General features: G+C 43.8%; 15 protein-coding genes. 6 read left to right on the top strand and 9 right to left on the bottom strand.

The features are described from left to right. Window positions 1–48 precede the first annotated feature (48 nt). Genes V7K27_RS31505 through V7K27_RS31495 form a run of 3 tightly spaced genes read right to left on the bottom strand, consistent with a single transcriptional unit; the run spans window position 49 to window position 3,348 of the window. Window positions 49–354, bottom strand: a complete 306-nt coding sequence (locus V7K27_RS31505) for a helix-turn-helix domain-containing transcriptional regulator (protein WP_334952516.1) — start codon at window positions 352–354, stop codon at window positions 49–51. A 1-nt stretch (window position 355) separates the two neighbouring features. Next, window positions 356–1,066: a Uma2 family endonuclease gene (locus V7K27_RS31500; protein ID WP_334952515.1), complete on the bottom strand. Its 711-nt coding sequence runs from the start codon at window positions 1,064–1,066 to the stop codon at window positions 356–358. A 56-nt stretch (window positions 1,067–1,122) separates the two neighbouring features. Continuing rightward, the gene (locus V7K27_RS31495; protein ID WP_334952514.1) at window positions 1,123–3,348 is read right to left on the bottom strand and encodes an FdhF/YdeP family oxidoreductase; all 2,226 of its coding nucleotides are present in this window, start codon (window positions 3,346–3,348) and stop codon (window positions 1,123–1,125) included. Window positions 3,349–3,511: 163 nt separating this feature from the next. Between V7K27_RS31495 and V7K27_RS31490 the strand changes: the two genes are divergently transcribed. Beyond that, a complete protein-coding gene (locus tag V7K27_RS31490; protein ID WP_334952513.1) occupies window positions 3,512–3,763 on the top strand; it encodes a hypothetical protein in 252 nt (83 codons plus the stop codon). Here V7K27_RS31490 and V7K27_RS31485 read toward each other — a convergent pair. From V7K27_RS31485 to V7K27_RS31475, 3 genes are all read right to left on the bottom strand, one after another. After that, complete coding sequence (locus V7K27_RS31485) at window positions 3,760–4,011, bottom strand: hypothetical protein (RefSeq protein WP_334952511.1); 252 nt, start codon at window positions 4,009–4,011, stop codon at window positions 3,760–3,762. The genes V7K27_RS31490 and V7K27_RS31485 overlap by 4 nt on opposite strands. Continuing rightward, window positions 3,998–4,306, bottom strand: coding sequence for a hypothetical protein (locus V7K27_RS31480; RefSeq protein WP_334952510.1), 309 nt, complete (start codon window positions 4,304–4,306; stop codon window positions 3,998–4,000). The genes V7K27_RS31485 and V7K27_RS31480 overlap by 14 nt, the downstream gene beginning before the upstream one ends. A 355-nt stretch (window positions 4,307–4,661) precedes the next feature. Continuing rightward, complete coding sequence (locus V7K27_RS31475; protein ID WP_334952509.1) at window positions 4,662–4,886, bottom strand: hypothetical protein; 225 nt, start codon at window positions 4,884–4,886, stop codon at window positions 4,662–4,664. Between the two features lie 267 nt (window positions 4,887–5,153). Here V7K27_RS31475 and V7K27_RS31470 point away from each other — a divergent pair, with 267 nt between their 5' ends. After that, entirely contained in the window at window positions 5,154–5,570 is a 417-nt protein-coding gene (locus V7K27_RS31470; RefSeq protein ID WP_334952508.1) for a hypothetical protein, read from the top strand. Between the two features lie 40 nt (window positions 5,571–5,610). Further along, window positions 5,611–6,993: an aminopeptidase P family protein gene (locus V7K27_RS31465; RefSeq protein ID WP_334952507.1), complete on the top strand. Its 1,383-nt coding sequence runs from the start codon at window positions 5,611–5,613 to the stop codon at window positions 6,991–6,993. A 31-nt stretch (window positions 6,994–7,024) separates the two neighbouring features. Here the strand turns inward: V7K27_RS31465 and V7K27_RS31460 are convergent, their stop codons facing one another. Next, window positions 7,025–7,384, bottom strand: coding sequence for a hypothetical protein (locus tag V7K27_RS31460; RefSeq protein ID WP_334952506.1), 360 nt, complete (start codon window positions 7,382–7,384; stop codon window positions 7,025–7,027). Between the two features lie 89 nt (window positions 7,385–7,473). On the opposite strand from V7K27_RS31460, the gene V7K27_RS31455 reads away from it, so the two are divergent. Both V7K27_RS31455 and V7K27_RS31450 read left to right on the top strand, forming a co-directional pair. Continuing rightward, window positions 7,474–7,959, top strand: a complete 486-nt coding sequence (locus V7K27_RS31455) for a hypothetical protein (protein ID WP_334952504.1) — start codon at window positions 7,474–7,476, stop codon at window positions 7,957–7,959. A 508-nt stretch (window positions 7,960–8,467) separates the two neighbouring features. Next, window positions 8,468–9,370, top strand: a complete 903-nt coding sequence (locus V7K27_RS31450) for an alpha/beta fold hydrolase (RefSeq protein WP_334952502.1) — start codon at window positions 8,468–8,470, stop codon at window positions 9,368–9,370. Between the two features lie 529 nt (window positions 9,371–9,899). Here the strand turns inward: V7K27_RS31450 and V7K27_RS31445 are convergent. Continuing rightward, window positions 9,900–10,712: a Uma2 family endonuclease gene (locus tag V7K27_RS31445; protein ID WP_334952501.1), complete on the bottom strand. Its 813-nt coding sequence runs from the start codon at window positions 10,710–10,712 to the stop codon at window positions 9,900–9,902. Window positions 10,713–10,895: 183 nt separating this feature from the next. Then, window positions 10,896–11,684, bottom strand: coding sequence for a Uma2 family endonuclease (locus V7K27_RS31440; RefSeq protein WP_334952499.1), 789 nt, complete (start codon window positions 11,682–11,684; stop codon window positions 10,896–10,898). A 183-nt stretch (window positions 11,685–11,867) separates the two neighbouring features. Between V7K27_RS31440 and uvrA the strand changes: the two genes are divergently transcribed. Next, on the top strand, window positions 11,868–14,756 hold the full coding sequence (uvrA, locus tag V7K27_RS31435; protein ID WP_334952498.1) for an excinuclease ABC subunit UvrA: 2,889 nt from the start codon (window positions 11,868–11,870) through the stop codon (window positions 14,754–14,756). Window positions 14,757–14,786: the final 30 nt, after the last annotated feature.

Here is a 14,786-nt window from a genome sequence, read left to right as displayed (position 1 = left end):
AAAGTTATAGTTCTTTTCTCTCGCATTGAGACTTACGGAGTGTAGCATTTAAGGCTTTTGGCTTAACTTAACTGTTACCGCCAAATGCAACCCTAATGCATCCAGCAAAGCATTCAGGCAATAAAATTCTATTTCTTCTTTCTCGGATAATATCTGTTCGAGTTTGTCATAAACTTGCTTAACTTGTACAGAAAATTTATCAATTCCACCTTGCGCCTCAATTACATTTTTCAGCGCCTTACTCAACATTTTCGGGTCGCCTTCTTCTAAGACAACTTCGATATAAGCTGCTGCTTCTAATGGGTCTTTGAGGTCTTCAATCAGTTTTTCGTGATAGCTTGCACTTATAGACATTTTATAAACTCTCTGGGTCAATACCCAATTCTCGCAGTTTGGCTGCTAGCCGTTCAGCACGTTGTCTTTCTTGTTCAGCACGTTGTCTTTCTTGTTCGGCGTGTTTCGCTTCCCACAGTGCAATTTCTTCTGGTGTAGGCATTAACTGTCCTTCAGCATTGAAATAGCGTAATTGATTTTCATGAACGCCCAAATACAAACTTAGCTGCTGACTCCACAACAATCCTTCTGGGTTGGGTTCAATCGGTTGATAAGTACCACCCAACAAAATAAACCCAGCAAATTCTAGATTTCTGGGGTCAAACCAGAAATATTCAGGGGTGCGAAAGATATCTTGGTAAATTTGTTTTTTTAAGCCCTTGTCAATCGCTGCCGTTGACTTTGAAAGCAGTTCTATAATCAAATTCGGATATTTGCCGTCCTCTTCCCAAACAACCCAACTATCACGGGGTTTACGTTCAGTATCCAATACAACAAAGAAATCTGGCCCCCGAAAGTCTTGGGATTTACGCTGGCGTGGACTGTAATGAATGCTAAGATTGCCGGCAGCAAAAAAGTTGTCGTGGTCTCGCCACCACCAATCAAGGCATTTTATCAATAGCAGCATTTGCTGCAAATGTAGGTATGTTTCCAATGGTGGTTCGTTACTTTCTAAATCCCCTGGTGGAAATATAACATCTTCTGTGGTTTCAAAATCTTTGGCGACAGACATGGCTGCAAGTTTTGGAGTGATATTAAGTTGAGCGTAGCAGTCGGAAAGCGTTAATATTAGGTTTGCTTTTCTAAGCGTACTACTGCATTATAATCAGGAACACCTTCGAGCGATCGCTTACTTTTATCTATTAGCACATTCCCTTCTGGCCAATGTACTTGCAAGTTTCCTGACTGAATGGGCGCAATATAGACTTGACAGAATAACTCGCCTAAATCATTCTTAAGAATGACGCGATCGCTATCTTTTAAACCCAATAGTGCCGCATCAGCAGCATTCATTAGCACCGCCTCTCGCACCGCCCCTGTAATTGCATCCTTGCGTTCCTGCACCATACTATTAAATTGTTTGCCTCGGCGCGTTGCTAATAAGAAATAACCTTCTGGTAATTCTCTTTGGGGTGGCAATAATACCCCAAAATGTGCCTTACCATCTGCTGTCGGGAAATTCCAACCAAAGCACAAATGTGACCCGCCATACTGAAACTGATCGCCAGCCTGCTGTAAGTGTTGAATACCTGCATATTGGGGGACAACTTGAGCAATTTCTTGACGGATAGCAGCTGTGTCAGCAAAAGCCAGCTTATCTGCCAAATCTGGTTTTACCCGCCTTGCTAATTCTAAAAATACTTGCCACTCTGGACGTGTTTCCCCAATGCGCGGCCCCGGAATTTCTGGACTGAAAATTACCCGGCGTTCGGTGCTAGTTTCTGTGACTCCCCCTGGTATTTCGTAGCGAGTCGTCGCAGGTAAAAGCACCACAGTATCAGCAGGTTCCACTAACATTTGGCTGGAGAGAACAATATCCATATGTACCCGCAACGGTATTTGCTTCAATGCCGCTTCCACATAATCCGGTTCTGGCAGCACTTCTAAAAAATTCCCACCCACGGAAAACAACACATCTAACTGTCCCTGATGTGCGGCGTTAATCATTTCTGGAGCAATTAAACCTTTACTTGCTGGCACTTCAAAACCCCAATGCTGACTCAATTGGGCAGCATTTTCTGGAGTAATAGGTTTACCGCCAGGAAATACTGTTGCGTAACATCCCATCTCTGCGCCACCCTGCACCCCAGAGTGACCGCGAATTGGCATTAAACCGCAGCCTTCCCGACCGACAAAACCTTTGGTGAGAGCTAAGTTGATGATACTTCGCACGTTATCTTCGCCGCATTCATGCTGAGTAATGCCCATACTCCAAACAAATACAGCTTTATTCGCTTCTTTAACCATTTTGGCAAAGGCGGACATTGACTCGCGGGATGTACCAGAAAGCCGCTCTAATTCTTCCCAAGATTGGCTTTCTAACGATGCTTTGAGTTCAGCAAAGCCAACTGTATGTAAATCTATAAATGACTGATCTACCCAATTGTTAGCAATTAGATGTTTAATAGTGCCATTCAAAAATGCTATATCCCCGCCCATGTTGATTAAGAAAAAGTCTTCGGCAAACTTTGTACCGAAAACGGCACTTTCCACAATTGAGGGCACCCAGTAGCGCTCCATTCCTGGCTCACGGTAAGTATTAATGACTACAATCTTAGTGCCAGCTTTCTTGGCGTAATGAAGATACTTAACGGTGACAGGCTGATTATTGGCAACATTGGAGCCAATGAAGACTAATAAATCAGTTCCAATCCAGTCTTTATATGAACAGGTAGTAGCCCCTGCACCGAGAGCAGCTTTCAGTCCCGCAGTGCTGGGAGAATGGCAGATGCGGGCAGCGTTATCAATATTATTGCTTCCCATTGCCCGCACAGCTTTTTGGGTAGCATAATAAGTTTCGTTGACAGTACCGCGACTGGTAACATAGAAACTGAGGCGGTCTGGTGTAGTAGTGCGAATGCGATCGCTAATTACCTCCAAAGCTTCATCCCAGCTAACACGGCGAAAGCCTTTTTCCCCTCGTTGACGAATCATCGGGTAAGGAAGCCGTCCCAAGTCGCGTAATTGGGCGCTTTTTTGCTTTTGCAACTGCGAAACATCCGTCAATAGCACCGGGTCAAAAGCTGGCATAGTATTCATCCGCAACAGCCGCAACCGGACATTGCAGAGATGGATGCCATCTAAAGTCCAATCTTTCATCCCAGTTGTTCCGAGAGCGCAACCATCGCAAACACCTTTATCGAGAATATTCCACGCATAGGGTAGTTTGTCACGAGATAGCCAGATTGCCCGAAAGACTTCCCAATAGTTGTTGGGGTACTGTTCGCCAATCCCGAAAGGCTTCCAACTTGCCCAGTGCTGGGGTGTCCAATATTTCTTGGGTTTCGGCAACATGACGCGTCTGCTCTCGTGAGGAAATTATTCTTCTAGGCTACCGTCTTGAGTAGAATTTGAGTAGCAGCCAGTTAAAAATCCAGATATAGGACTAGTATAAGATTAGTGAAATGCACGTAGTGGACCCTCTAGGGTAAAATAGTGCATTAGACGTAGACGTAGGTTGGGTGGAGCACAGCGCAACCCAACTAATTATCAGGATGTTGGGTTACGCAAAGCCTCCACCCAACCGACAATTTTTTTGCAACGCAACATTTTAGCCTACACAGTCCACTACAAGACTACCGAGATTTTTTCAGAAATCAAATATGATTCCTATAGAAGAGATCAAAACTGCGAAGATTACAGCAATTTTCAGGTAAATAGACCACGCGGTACGGGTACAGCATTGCTCATGGGTGTCAACTTAAGCTAAAACTCCTTTACAACCTCGTTTCCAGCTTCTTGCTGGAAATGCACCTCATTGGGCTGCTGCCGCAAGTCTTGAGGCGGAGCCTCACATAGGCATTCCCAGTCAGAGACTCTTGACGAGACATTCCTATCAAACATGGCATCGCGTGTCAGCTTTTCTTGCCTTGGACGCAGTAGTTCAAATAAAAATCCCTGCCACAGTGGACAGGGATAGTAGTTTTTAGCTATGACTTGTCTGCTAACTGCTAACAAAATCTTTGTGGGCAGCGACAAGCATCTGAGCTTGTCTTAAAACGTTTCCGAATAAATAAATAGGAATCTGCCAAGCCGCAACAGTAACTTCTTTGACAATATCTTGTACACTAATTGCGATTAATTCATGCTCTACCGGCTCTCCCTCAAGTGTACCAGACCAAGTAAAAGCTAATAAGAAATCATCATCTCCAGGCAAGGATGCAATCAAGCATTCTTCTGGTGTTGGCTGGCAAATAATTCCATAATCATTTGCAAGTTCTACTAGTCTTTGAAAGTTGGTTACGTTCGTCATTTGTCCTTTGGATGTAATTTAATCTCAGTTTTAGAAGAAATCATATTTTTATCCCCAGAACTCAAGTTAATTGCTCTATACCATAAATTAAAAATTATTAATTATTCGGTCAGAGTTAGGAGTTATTGGAGATGCATCAGCCTTAAGTCCAAAATCTTACCGCGATCGCCTGCTTCTATCAGCAACAATTGCTACTTTTTTAAAAAAAGTTGAACTACCTACTTTTTCGGTTTACGGTATTTACATACACCTCCCTTCGTTACCATTTCAATATTGAGAAAAGGCTAACCAATGACCCATGAAATATTGTTACCACTGCATCTTTTCCCTGCAAAATAGTGTAGTCCACAGGTACTTATGGATTAAGAATGATTATTTTTTTATTATCTTTAGCCAAGAATAAATTATATTGACCGCCAATGCCACGAATTTCACAAATTGTCACAGGGGGTTTCATTCTCTGAGGTTCTATTTGTAATTGCCCAGCAATTTGGAGGTCAATATTGGCATTCAAAATCTTTACTATTTCTTCACGGAGCAATTGTTCAGAAATAGCTGAAAATCCTCCCAAATCAGACACGAGAACCGTAAATTTTCTGGGTTTTCCCCCAACCTTAACTCAGAAGGAGTTTCCAGGATATTGGCGACGATTTGATCATTTAGATAGTGACCGAGGGTTTTTTGCATCTCGGTAGCACTTTGAGCAATATACTGAGTGAGTGCGGGCTATTCGGCGTCACAGAACCTACCGTAATCGAGTAGAGAGGGGCAGACTTGAACTAAAAGAGGTTCATCGAACTCACGTTACCTTAGAAATTAGTCATACAATCTTCACAAACTAGGGTCAATGTTAAAGGAAAAAGCAAACATGAGGTTAATGAAGTCGGAAGTCGGAAGTCGGAAGTCGGAAGTACAGTTTTGTAACGGGGATTTAGAAAGAGCCACAAAACTTAAAGCCGTGCTAGAAGCACGGGGTTTTAAACCCAATTTTTTGATAAAAATCTTCAGAAGCATCTTTGCTGCTATCAACTTGGCGCTAATCTCTGGAGGGTTAGTTAGTTGTGTTGTTGAAGTACCGCAGCCAGTTGTTCCAACTGAGCAACAAAAACCAGTCCTAGAACCTACCCAACAGCCTAACCAGGTAAAGCAGAAGGACAAAAATGACGACGACAAACATGGCGATCGCAAGAATGATAAAAACGACGACAAACATGGCGATCGCAAGAATGATAAAAACGATGACGATAAAGAAGATAACGACTAAATAAAGCCAAAAATATTACCTTTTCTTTGAGTTTCCATTTATGCTTATCCCACAAACTTCTACTTCCCTAATCGATACTTTACGCCTCCGACGGCAACAATTAGCCAACCTGATTAATTTTCCCGCAATTCTCTGGTCAGGTAGCAACAGTCCGCGCAACTTTCCAGCAAATCCCTTTCCGTTTCGCGCTAGCAGTCATTTTCTCTACTTCGCCGGACTGCCATTATCAAAGGCGGCAATTCGTCTAGAAGCGGGCAAGCTAGAACTATTCATCGACGATCCCTCACCCAGCAGCGCCCTTTGGCATGGAGAAATGCCAACGCGCGAGGAAATAGCCCAGAAGATTGGGGCGGATGTGGCTCGACCAATGGCAGAATTAGAGTCTTGGGTAGAAGATGCCGCGACAATTGCTGTACAAGAAGCGGCTACTTGGACGCAGCAATCGCAGCTATTAAATAGATGGATTTTACCACAAAGCCCTCCCCAAGGAATTGATTTGGAGTTAGCTAAGGCGATCGTTACCCTCCGTCTCACCCACGATCAAGCTGCATTAACCGAGTTGCGAAAAGCTGCGGCACTCACTGTTGAGGCACACAAAGCTGGTATGGCTGCAACACCTGAAGCCAAGCTGGAAGCAGAAGTTCGTGCAGCGATGGAAGGGGTAATTATTGCCCACAATATGACCACCTCATACAACAGTATTGTCACCGTTCACGGTGAAGTTTTGCATAACGAACAATATCACCACCCTCTACAATCAGGTGATTTATTGCTTGCTGATGTTGGCGCTGAAACCCAGACGGGTTGGGCAGGTGATGTCACCCGCACATGGCCAGTTTCCGGTAAATTTTCATCAACCCAGAGAGATATTTATAATGTCGTATTAGCAGCCCATGATGCTTGCATTGCCAAAATACATCCTGGTGTAGAGTATCGGGATATTCATTTGCTAGCTGCCACGGTGATAGCTGAAGGTTTAGTAGAGTTAGGTATTTTACAAGGAAGTCCCCAAGATTTAGTAGAGATGGATGCTCATGCGCTGTTTTTCCCTCATGGTATCGGTCATCTATTGGGTTTAGATGTCCATGATATGGAAGATTTGGGCGATTTAGCAGGGTATGAAGAGGAACGTGAAAGGAGCGATCGCTTTGGTTTAAGCTACCTGCGGTTAAATCGTCCCCTGCGTCCAGGAATGTTAGTCACAATTGAGCCTGGTTTTTATCAAGTACCAGCAATTTTAAATGATGTCAATCTCCGCTCAAAATATGAGAATGTCGTAAATTGGCAGCGTTTATCTGAATTTGCCGATGTGCGCGGAATCCGCATTGAAGATGATGTTTTAGTTACAATAGAAGGTAGCGAAGTTTTAACAGCCGCATTACCAAATAGTGCCGATGCTGTAGAGGATTTAGTCAATGCCTGAGTTGATACTGACAGGCATCCTTTGTAGATGCCTAATTACTGGATTCACCTTTGATGTAGTTCAGCATTTGATTTCGCACATCACGTTTAGCTCGTGAATCCAGCAAGATCCTTAACATAGAGGCATCGCGCTCATCGTCGGTGTTCATCTGTTGTGTTGGATCTCGATTTACATAAACTTCAGCAATCTTTACGCTTTCTCCAATTACCTCAAAACGCACTTTGAAAATGCAAAAACCAGTCCAACTACGATGCAAGTATACCCAAGGAGCCTCATAGAAAATGAACCACTTATCTTCCATCTGCTCTGGAATTACTCCAGCAGCAATTCTGTCGAATTCTTCCTGTGAGTAAAGTTTTTCTACCGTTATATTTGTGGACGCAGAAGGCATAGGTTCTGTTTTCCAATCATTCCGTTTGGCTATTCCCATAGTAAAAATATAATATGATACCTCATGATATTTTAAATAATTCCAAATTCATGATCAAAAACCCCATAGGCTTACTACTCAACGGAGTTATTATCAGTTTCGGACTATTGCCATTATTAGCTCAAGCACAGCAGCCGGTTTCTGATACCCAAGTTGCGGCGATGGTAGAGGCGTTGCGACGGGCTGCACCGCAGACAAAAAATGCTAACGATGGACTTTACAGCGAATGGCAAGTTAAACCAGAAACTCTCAAAGGCTGGTCAAAAACTTGTCTCAAACGAGAACTAACACCGACGCAGTTTGAAAATAGCCCCGCGATCGCTCGCCAAGTTGTATCCTGTATTACACGCCGTGAGTTAAGCAATCAGTTGGGCACCACCAACAATAATGAAATTGCATCTGTGCGTGGCGCAGCTTGTTGGTGGATGACTGGTAGCTATACAGGTTGTGAAAAAGGCTTCACTGCTGACTATGTACAAAAAGTTGTCCGCTTTTACCAACAACAGCTCTCAAAACCAGCAGCAACTCAATTATAAATGATATCATGTCCGGGTAATTAGTTGTGATTCCCATAGTCATTGCACCCCACCCCCAGCCCCTAAGAGCCGGCGGGGAGGGGAGACAAAGCGTAGCTTTGGCGGGGTGGGGTTCTTGGGGTTTATTCAGAAGGCAGAAGGCAGGAGGCAGAAGGCAGAAGGAACCCAAGAAAGTTAATTGGGTGAGATTGAAAACTTGGACATTTTATACCTCGCTGCAAGCAGTCTCGGTATAATTATTTATTTTTACTGAGCTTTAAACTCTGAAACTTTAGTTCTCATTATACTTTCTTACCTTCTGCCTTCTGCCCTCTGCCCTCTGCCTTTCTTTGTAAGTAATCAAGCGGACATGATATGACGGGGGCTTTACCGAGGTTTTTTTCAATTTTGCTTCGAGAACTAGCATAGATTTATTTAAGCTTGCTACTATGGCAGAAGTTGTCTAAATTAATCTAAAGCCCTCCTACAAAGACGGGGTTTTTACGCAAAGTTCTGATAAATCTCAATAATGACAGTAACTACACGGCAGTTTGCAACCCAAGACGCTTTTGAAAAATTCTTTTGGAATTGGCAGGGCTATAAAATTCAGTATACTGTCATGGGTACAGGACGACCTCTGATTCTGGTTCACGGCTTTGGTGCTTCCATTGGACACTGGCGCAAAAATATCCCAGTTTTAGCTAATGCTGGCTACCAGGTATTTGCTATAGACCTTTTAGGTTTTGGTGGTTCTGATAAAGCGCCCATTGATTACAGTGTGGAAGTTTGGGTGGAACTGCTGAAAGATTTCTGCACAGCACATATACACGAACCTGCTGTATTTATTGGCAACTCCATCGGCGCACTTTTGAGCTTGATAGTATTGGTAAAACATCCAGAGATTGCTGCTGGTGGTATTTTAATTAACTCTGCGGGTGGTTTGAGTCATCGTTCCCACGAATTGAACCCGCCGCTACGGATTGTGATGGCAGCTTTTAACAGGTTTGTGCGATCGCCAATTACAGGTAAATTTGTCTATAACCGCATCCGCCAAAAAGCCCAAATTCGCCGTACCCTCTACCAAGTTTACCGCGATCGCCAAGCCGTCACCGATGAATTAGTCGATTTACTTTATACTCCCTCTTGCGATCCGGGAGCGCAACAAGTTTTCGCCTCCATTCTCACAGCCCCTCCTGGCCCAAGTCCAGAGGAATTATTGCCCAAAGTCGAACGCCCCCTTTTAATAATTTGGGGTGCTGACGATCCCTGGACACCAATTAGCGGGGCAAAGATTTACGAAGAGGCGCGTGAGAATGGCAAAGAAATCAAAATTGTTCCCATTCCTAATGCCGGTCATTGTCCCCACGATGAGGTTCCAGATGTTGTCAATGCCCAAATTGTCGATTGGCTAGCGCAACATCAAGAGTACTAAGTCAGAAGTGAGGCAATACGCTTGGGTTAAGGCTTAACTCTTTCTCAAAGCCAATTTTTTAACGAACCGCATTCGCGTTAGCGTCTCCCCTTGGGAGAAGGACGCAAAGAAGAGGCAGCGCGGTCTTGGGGGTTTCCCCATGAGCGACTGCCGTCGCAAAAGAAGAGAAGGAAGAGAAGGAAGAAATGAACATTTTTAATTCGTAATTCGTAATTATTGCGTACACCAAGGCGATCGCACTTTAGAACTGGTGGTGTCCAGATCCCCGACTTCTTTGAGAAGTCGGGGATCTAATTTTTGTTGATCTCGGCGTTCCGAGTTCCGAACACGAAGTTTCGAGTTCCAAGCTCGGCGTTCCGAGTTCCAATCTTGGAGTTTCGAGTTCTAAGCACGGAGTTCCGAGTTCCAAGCACGGAGTTCCGAGTTCCAAGCTTGGAGTTCCGAGTTCTAAGCACGGAGTTCCGAGTTCCAAGCTCGAAGTTCCGAGTTCCAAGCTTGGAGTTCCGAGTTCCAAGCTTGGAGTTCCGAGCTAAACCTCCGGTTCTACTCCCAGCGCTTTTAACTGAGCTGCTAATCTCTCTGCACGTTGACTTTCTTGTTCTGCACGCTGACTTTCTTGCTCTGCACGCTGACTTTCTTGTTCTGCACGCTGGCGTTCTTGTTCTGCAAGCTGTTGAGCAACGTTTTTCTCTTGCCGTTCTTTTGCTGCTAACTCCAAACCCCACAGTAATAGTTCGCTGTTGTTATCCCACCAACGTAACCAATAACCTGTGCGGTTTTCTCGGCTTCCTTTCCATACGCCTAAAAATAAGTTCATTTCGGCAATCCAGTGACGATTGTTTGCATCTGGTGTTTGCAGTTCATAATGTCCTAAATCATCTCGCCGATAAACTTCTAAAACTCCTCCCTCTGGTTCAAAAATCACATAGTTTGACACTTGTAAAATCTGCTCATAATAAAACCATTTACCAGGGGGATAGGTCGGTTTACTAGAATACTCTCCACCTTCGGTATCTGAGATAAATTCCATCACAATTACGGGAATATCACCTTGCAATCGTGGGGTATAACTGCGCTTCACTTCTTCTCGTGAAACTCGAATAGATGATACATATCCCCAATCTGGTGCTTTGATCACAAACCGATTATTCAATGTGGCGCAGATGCCGTAATTAGTGATAGTTAAAGCATCGGCGGGCAATCTTCCAGCTAGTTCTAAGCTTTCTGTTAAAGCAGCAGCCAATAGTGGCTGATTAATGTTATCCACTGGCTCGTTGTCTAAAACAAAATCATCAGGTAACTTTTCCCACGTAACTTCATGGGTGGCTGCATTGGCTAGCATAATTCAGAATATCTCAAGTACAACGTCAATTTCTAATGGTTCGATTAAAAATAGGACTTACGCACGAGTTACGGAATAACGAACCGCAGAGGCGCAGAGTACACGGAGAAATCAGAGTTTCAGAGATATTTTGCATAAGTCCTAAAAAAATTGCACAGGGCATTATTCCTGAGCAAGGGTTGTCTACGACGGGCTACGCCTACGCACTTCTTCCACTGATAATCCCAAAGCTTGGGCAATCTGTTCGATGCTCAAACTCATTTGCAATAATTGCGGTATGGCATCTCTTCTGGCTTGTTCTGCAAGTTCAGCCCGTTGGCGTTCTTGTTCGGCTCGTTGCCTTTCTTGTTCAGCCCGTTGCCTTTCTTGTTCAGCCCGTTGCCTTTCTTGTTCGGCGTTGCGGGAAATTTCTGTATAAGTTAAAAACCGTTCTCCATCAGGGCGATATAGTTGCAAACCCTCTGGTGATAAAGCAAAGCGAATTTTTAACCGAGGACTCACCCAATCTTCCATTTGGGGGATGACATCTAAACCGTCTTCATCACGCAACCAGCCGTACAAATTATTCTGATCGGGATCGTAAATGTAGTACTCTTCCACGCCATAGCGGTCATAGAAAAGTAATTTCTTGTCCATTTCAGTTTGTCTGTTACTGGGAGAAAGAATTTCAAACACTACTTGTGGTGGAACTCCTTCCTCTTTCCATTGTTGGTAGCACAAGCGATCGCCTTTTGGTCTACCTAATACCACCATCACATCTGGGGCATTAACAATTTTGTTACGTCCCTCTACGGGATACCAAAATAAATCCCCGGCGACAAAAACATTTGGATTGTCGGCGAATAGCCAATCTAAATTCTGCTTAATTTCTACAATCCAGCCAAACTGTATGGTATTATTAGCCACTGGTTGTCCGTCACTATCTGGGTAGATGACCTCTGGGTGAGTCGGCGGTTGGATTTGCGATACCATAGCTTCGCCCTCAGAAGGATATTTAATCGGGATGCTTCCAAATTAGCAGACTCTTAAGCATGTCTGCGGGATGAATTTGGAATGATAACTAACTAAAACAGTACTATTGTTCTACTATAAACTGATTTAAAGATAGTATTATTAAGGACTGTTTCATCAGAAACTCCCTCTTCGCCGCCCAATATGTCAGACAAACAGCTAGCAGCATCGTTGAATGGACATCTTCCGCACTCCAGCCACAACAGCCAGAATACCATTCGGATTCGGGGTGCTAGGCAGCATAATCTGAAAAATATTGACTTGGAATTGCCGCGCGATCGCCTGATTGTGTTTACTGGCGTTTCTGGTTCTGGTAAGTCTTCCCTGGCTTTTGATACGATTTTCGCTGAAGGGCAACGTCGTTATGTGGAATCCCTCAGCGCCTACGCACGGCAATTTCTCGGACAGTTGGATAAGCCGGATGTCGAGGCGATTGAAGGCTTAAGTCCAGCAATTTCCATTGACCAAAAATCAACGTCTCATAACCCCCGTTCTACTGTGGGTACGGTGACGGAGATTTACGACTATTTGCGGCTGTTGTTTGGTCGGGCTGGTGAACCCCATTGTCCGATATGCGATCGCTGTATTGCACCCCAGACAATCGATGAGATGTGCGATCGCATTATAGAATTAAGCGATCGCACCCGCTTTCAAATTCTTGCACCCGTTGTCCGGGGTAAAAAAGGCACACACCGTAAGCTTTTGTCAAGTCTGGCTTCCCTTGGTTTTGTCCGTGTGCGGATCAATGGCGAAGTGCGCGAACTGTCAGATTCCATTGAATTGGATAAAAATTTTACCCACACCATCGAAGTGGTAATTGACCGTCTGGTGAAAAAAGATGGTATTCAAGAGCGTTTGGTTGATTCGCTGTCTACGTGTCTGAAACAATCGGGTGGGATTGCGACCATTCTTGTGAGTTTACTTGGTGACGACGGACAAGAAAAAGAAGAAGAATTAGTATTTTCAGAAAACTTTGCTTGTCCAGAACATGGGGCGGTAATGGACGAACTATCGCCGCGATTGTTCTCATTTAACTCACCTTATGGTGCTTGTCCTGACTGTCATGGAATCGGGACTTTAAGGAGATTTGCGCCTGATTTGATCGTACCCGACCCGGAAGCGCCACTTTATGCAGCGATCGCGCCTTGGTCAGAAAAAGATAATTCTTATTATCTGGAATTACTCTACAGCATCGCGCAGGCTCATGGGTTTGAGTTACAGACAAATTGGAGCAAACTGACAGTAGAACAGCAGCAGATTATTCTGTATGGAGAAAAAGAAGACGGAAATACAAAAGCCCAAAAAACCCAAAATTTTAAAGGTGCTATTGCAATTTTGCAACGACAATATGAGGGTGGTTCTGAGTTAGTTAAGCAAAAATTAGAGCAGTATTTAGTTGATCAACCGTGTGAAGTGTGTCAGGGAAAACGGTTAAAACCGGAAGCTTTAGCGGTGAAGTTGGGACAATATGGAATTTTAGATTTGACTGCGGTTTCGATTCGGGATTGTCGAGAGAGAATTGATCAATTCAAGTTGAGCGATCGCCAGTTACAAATTGCTGATTTAGTACTCCGAGAAATCAAAGCTAGATTGCAATTTTTGTTAGATGTAGGTTTAGATTACCTCACCCTTGATCGTCCAGCCATGACCCTTTCTGGTGGTGAAGCCCAACGAATTCGTTTAGCAACGCAAATTGGTTCTGGTTTAACAGGAGTTCTCTACGTTTTAGATGAACCGAGTATTGGTTTGCATCAACGAGATAATGGCAGATTGCTGAAAACCTTAACTAAATTGCGCGATTTAGGTAATACATTAATTGTCGTTGAGCATGATGAAGAAACAATTCGTGCCGCTAACTACATAGTTGATATTGGCCCTGGTGCAGGAATTCACGGCGGAAATATTATCGCCCAAGGTGATTTCGAGACGTTGCTAGCAGCAGAAGATTCCTTGACGGGTGCGTATTTATCAGGAAGGCGAGTAATTACCACGCCAGCAGAACGCCGCGAAGGAAATGGGCGCAGTTTGGGAATTAAAAATGCCCATCGTAACAATTTAAGAAATATAGATGTAGACATTCCACTAGGAAAACTTGTGTCCATCACAGGTGTGTCTGGTTCTGGGAAATCTACCCTGATTAACGAGTTACTCTATCCATCATTACAACACCATTTAACAAAGAAAGTTCCCTTACCCAAACATTTGGATAAAATTCAGGGATTAAACGCGATTGATAAAGCGATCGTTATCGATCAATCTCCCATTGGACGTACACCACGTTCCAACCCAGCAACTTACACAGGAATTTTCGATGCCATTCGGGATGTATTTTCCCAAACAGTAGAAGCCAAAGCTAGGGGTTACAAACCCGGACAATTTTCTTTTAACGTTAAAGGTGGACGTTGCGAAGCTTGTAGCGGACAGGGTGTGAATGTTATTGAAATGAACTTTCTCCCCGATGTTTACGTGCAATGCGAAATTTGTAAAGGTGCAAGATACAACCGCGAAACATTGCAAGTGAAGTACAAAGATAAGTCAATTTCTGATGTTTTGAGAATGACAGTTGAGGAAAGTTTAGACTTTTTTCAAAATATTCCCAAAGCGATCGCGCGGTTACAAACTTTATTTGATGTCGGGTTAGGTTATGTCCAACTCGGACAACCTGCGACTACCTTATCTGGTGGGGAAGCGCAACGGGTGAAATTGGCAACAGAACTATCTCGACGCGCCACAGGGAAGACACTTTATTTAATAGATGAACCGACAACTGGGTTATCTTTTTATGATGTCCACAAATTGTTAGATGTGTTGCAACGATTGGTAGATAAAGGCAATTCAATATTAGTAATTGAACACAACTTAGATGTAATTCGTTGTTCTGATTGGGTGATAGATTTGGGGCCAGAAGGTGGCGACAAAGGCGGAGAATTGATTGCTGTGGGTACACCGGAGGAAGTTGCAAAAAATCCCAGGTCTTATACTGGGCAATATTTGCAGCAGGTTTTGAAACAATATCCGGCAATGAAGAAGTAGTAGGATACTTTCGTGAAAGGTAACGTATCT

This window comes from Nostoc sp. (genome assembly GCF_036919575.1).
Lineage (GTDB): Bacteria > Cyanobacteriota > Cyanobacteriia > Cyanobacteriales > Nostocaceae > Nostoc.
The sequence above is the reverse complement of the archived record's forward strand: the minus strand, read 5'-3'. Positions and strand labels throughout refer to the sequence as shown.

Coding starts and splice junctions, on each gene's coding strand:
- V7K27_RS31505 (WP_334952516.1), bottom strand. CDS start 354: ATGTCTATAAGTGCAAGCTATCACGAAAAACTGATTGAAGACCTCAAA.
- V7K27_RS31500 (WP_334952515.1), bottom strand. CDS start 1,066: ATGTCTGTCGCCAAAGATTTTGAAACCACAGAAGATGTTATATTTCCA.
- V7K27_RS31495 (WP_334952514.1), bottom strand. CDS start 3,348: ATGTTGCCGAAACCCAAGAAATATTGGACACCCCAGCACTGGGCAAGT.
- V7K27_RS31480 (WP_334952510.1), bottom strand. CDS start 4,306: ATGACGAACGTAACCAACTTTCAAAGACTAGTAGAACTTGCAAATGAT.
- V7K27_RS31470 (WP_334952508.1), top strand. CDS start 5,154: ATGTTAAAGGAAAAAGCAAACATGAGGTTAATGAAGTCGGAAGTCGGA.
- V7K27_RS31465 (WP_334952507.1), top strand. CDS start 5,611: ATGCTTATCCCACAAACTTCTACTTCCCTAATCGATACTTTACGCCTC.
- V7K27_RS31460 (WP_334952506.1), bottom strand. CDS start 7,384: ATGCCTTCTGCGTCCACAAATATAACGGTAGAAAAACTTTACTCACAG.
- V7K27_RS31455 (WP_334952504.1), top strand. CDS start 7,474: ATGATCAAAAACCCCATAGGCTTACTACTCAACGGAGTTATTATCAGT.
- V7K27_RS31450 (WP_334952502.1), top strand. CDS start 8,468: ATGACAGTAACTACACGGCAGTTTGCAACCCAAGACGCTTTTGAAAAA.
- V7K27_RS31445 (WP_334952501.1), bottom strand. CDS start 10,712: ATGCTAGCCAATGCAGCCACCCATGAAGTTACGTGGGAAAAGTTACCT.
- V7K27_RS31440 (WP_334952499.1), bottom strand. CDS start 11,684: ATGGTATCGCAAATCCAACCGCCGACTCACCCAGAGGTCATCTACCCA.
- uvrA (WP_334952498.1), top strand. CDS start 11,868: ATGTCAGACAAACAGCTAGCAGCATCGTTGAATGGACATCTTCCGCAC.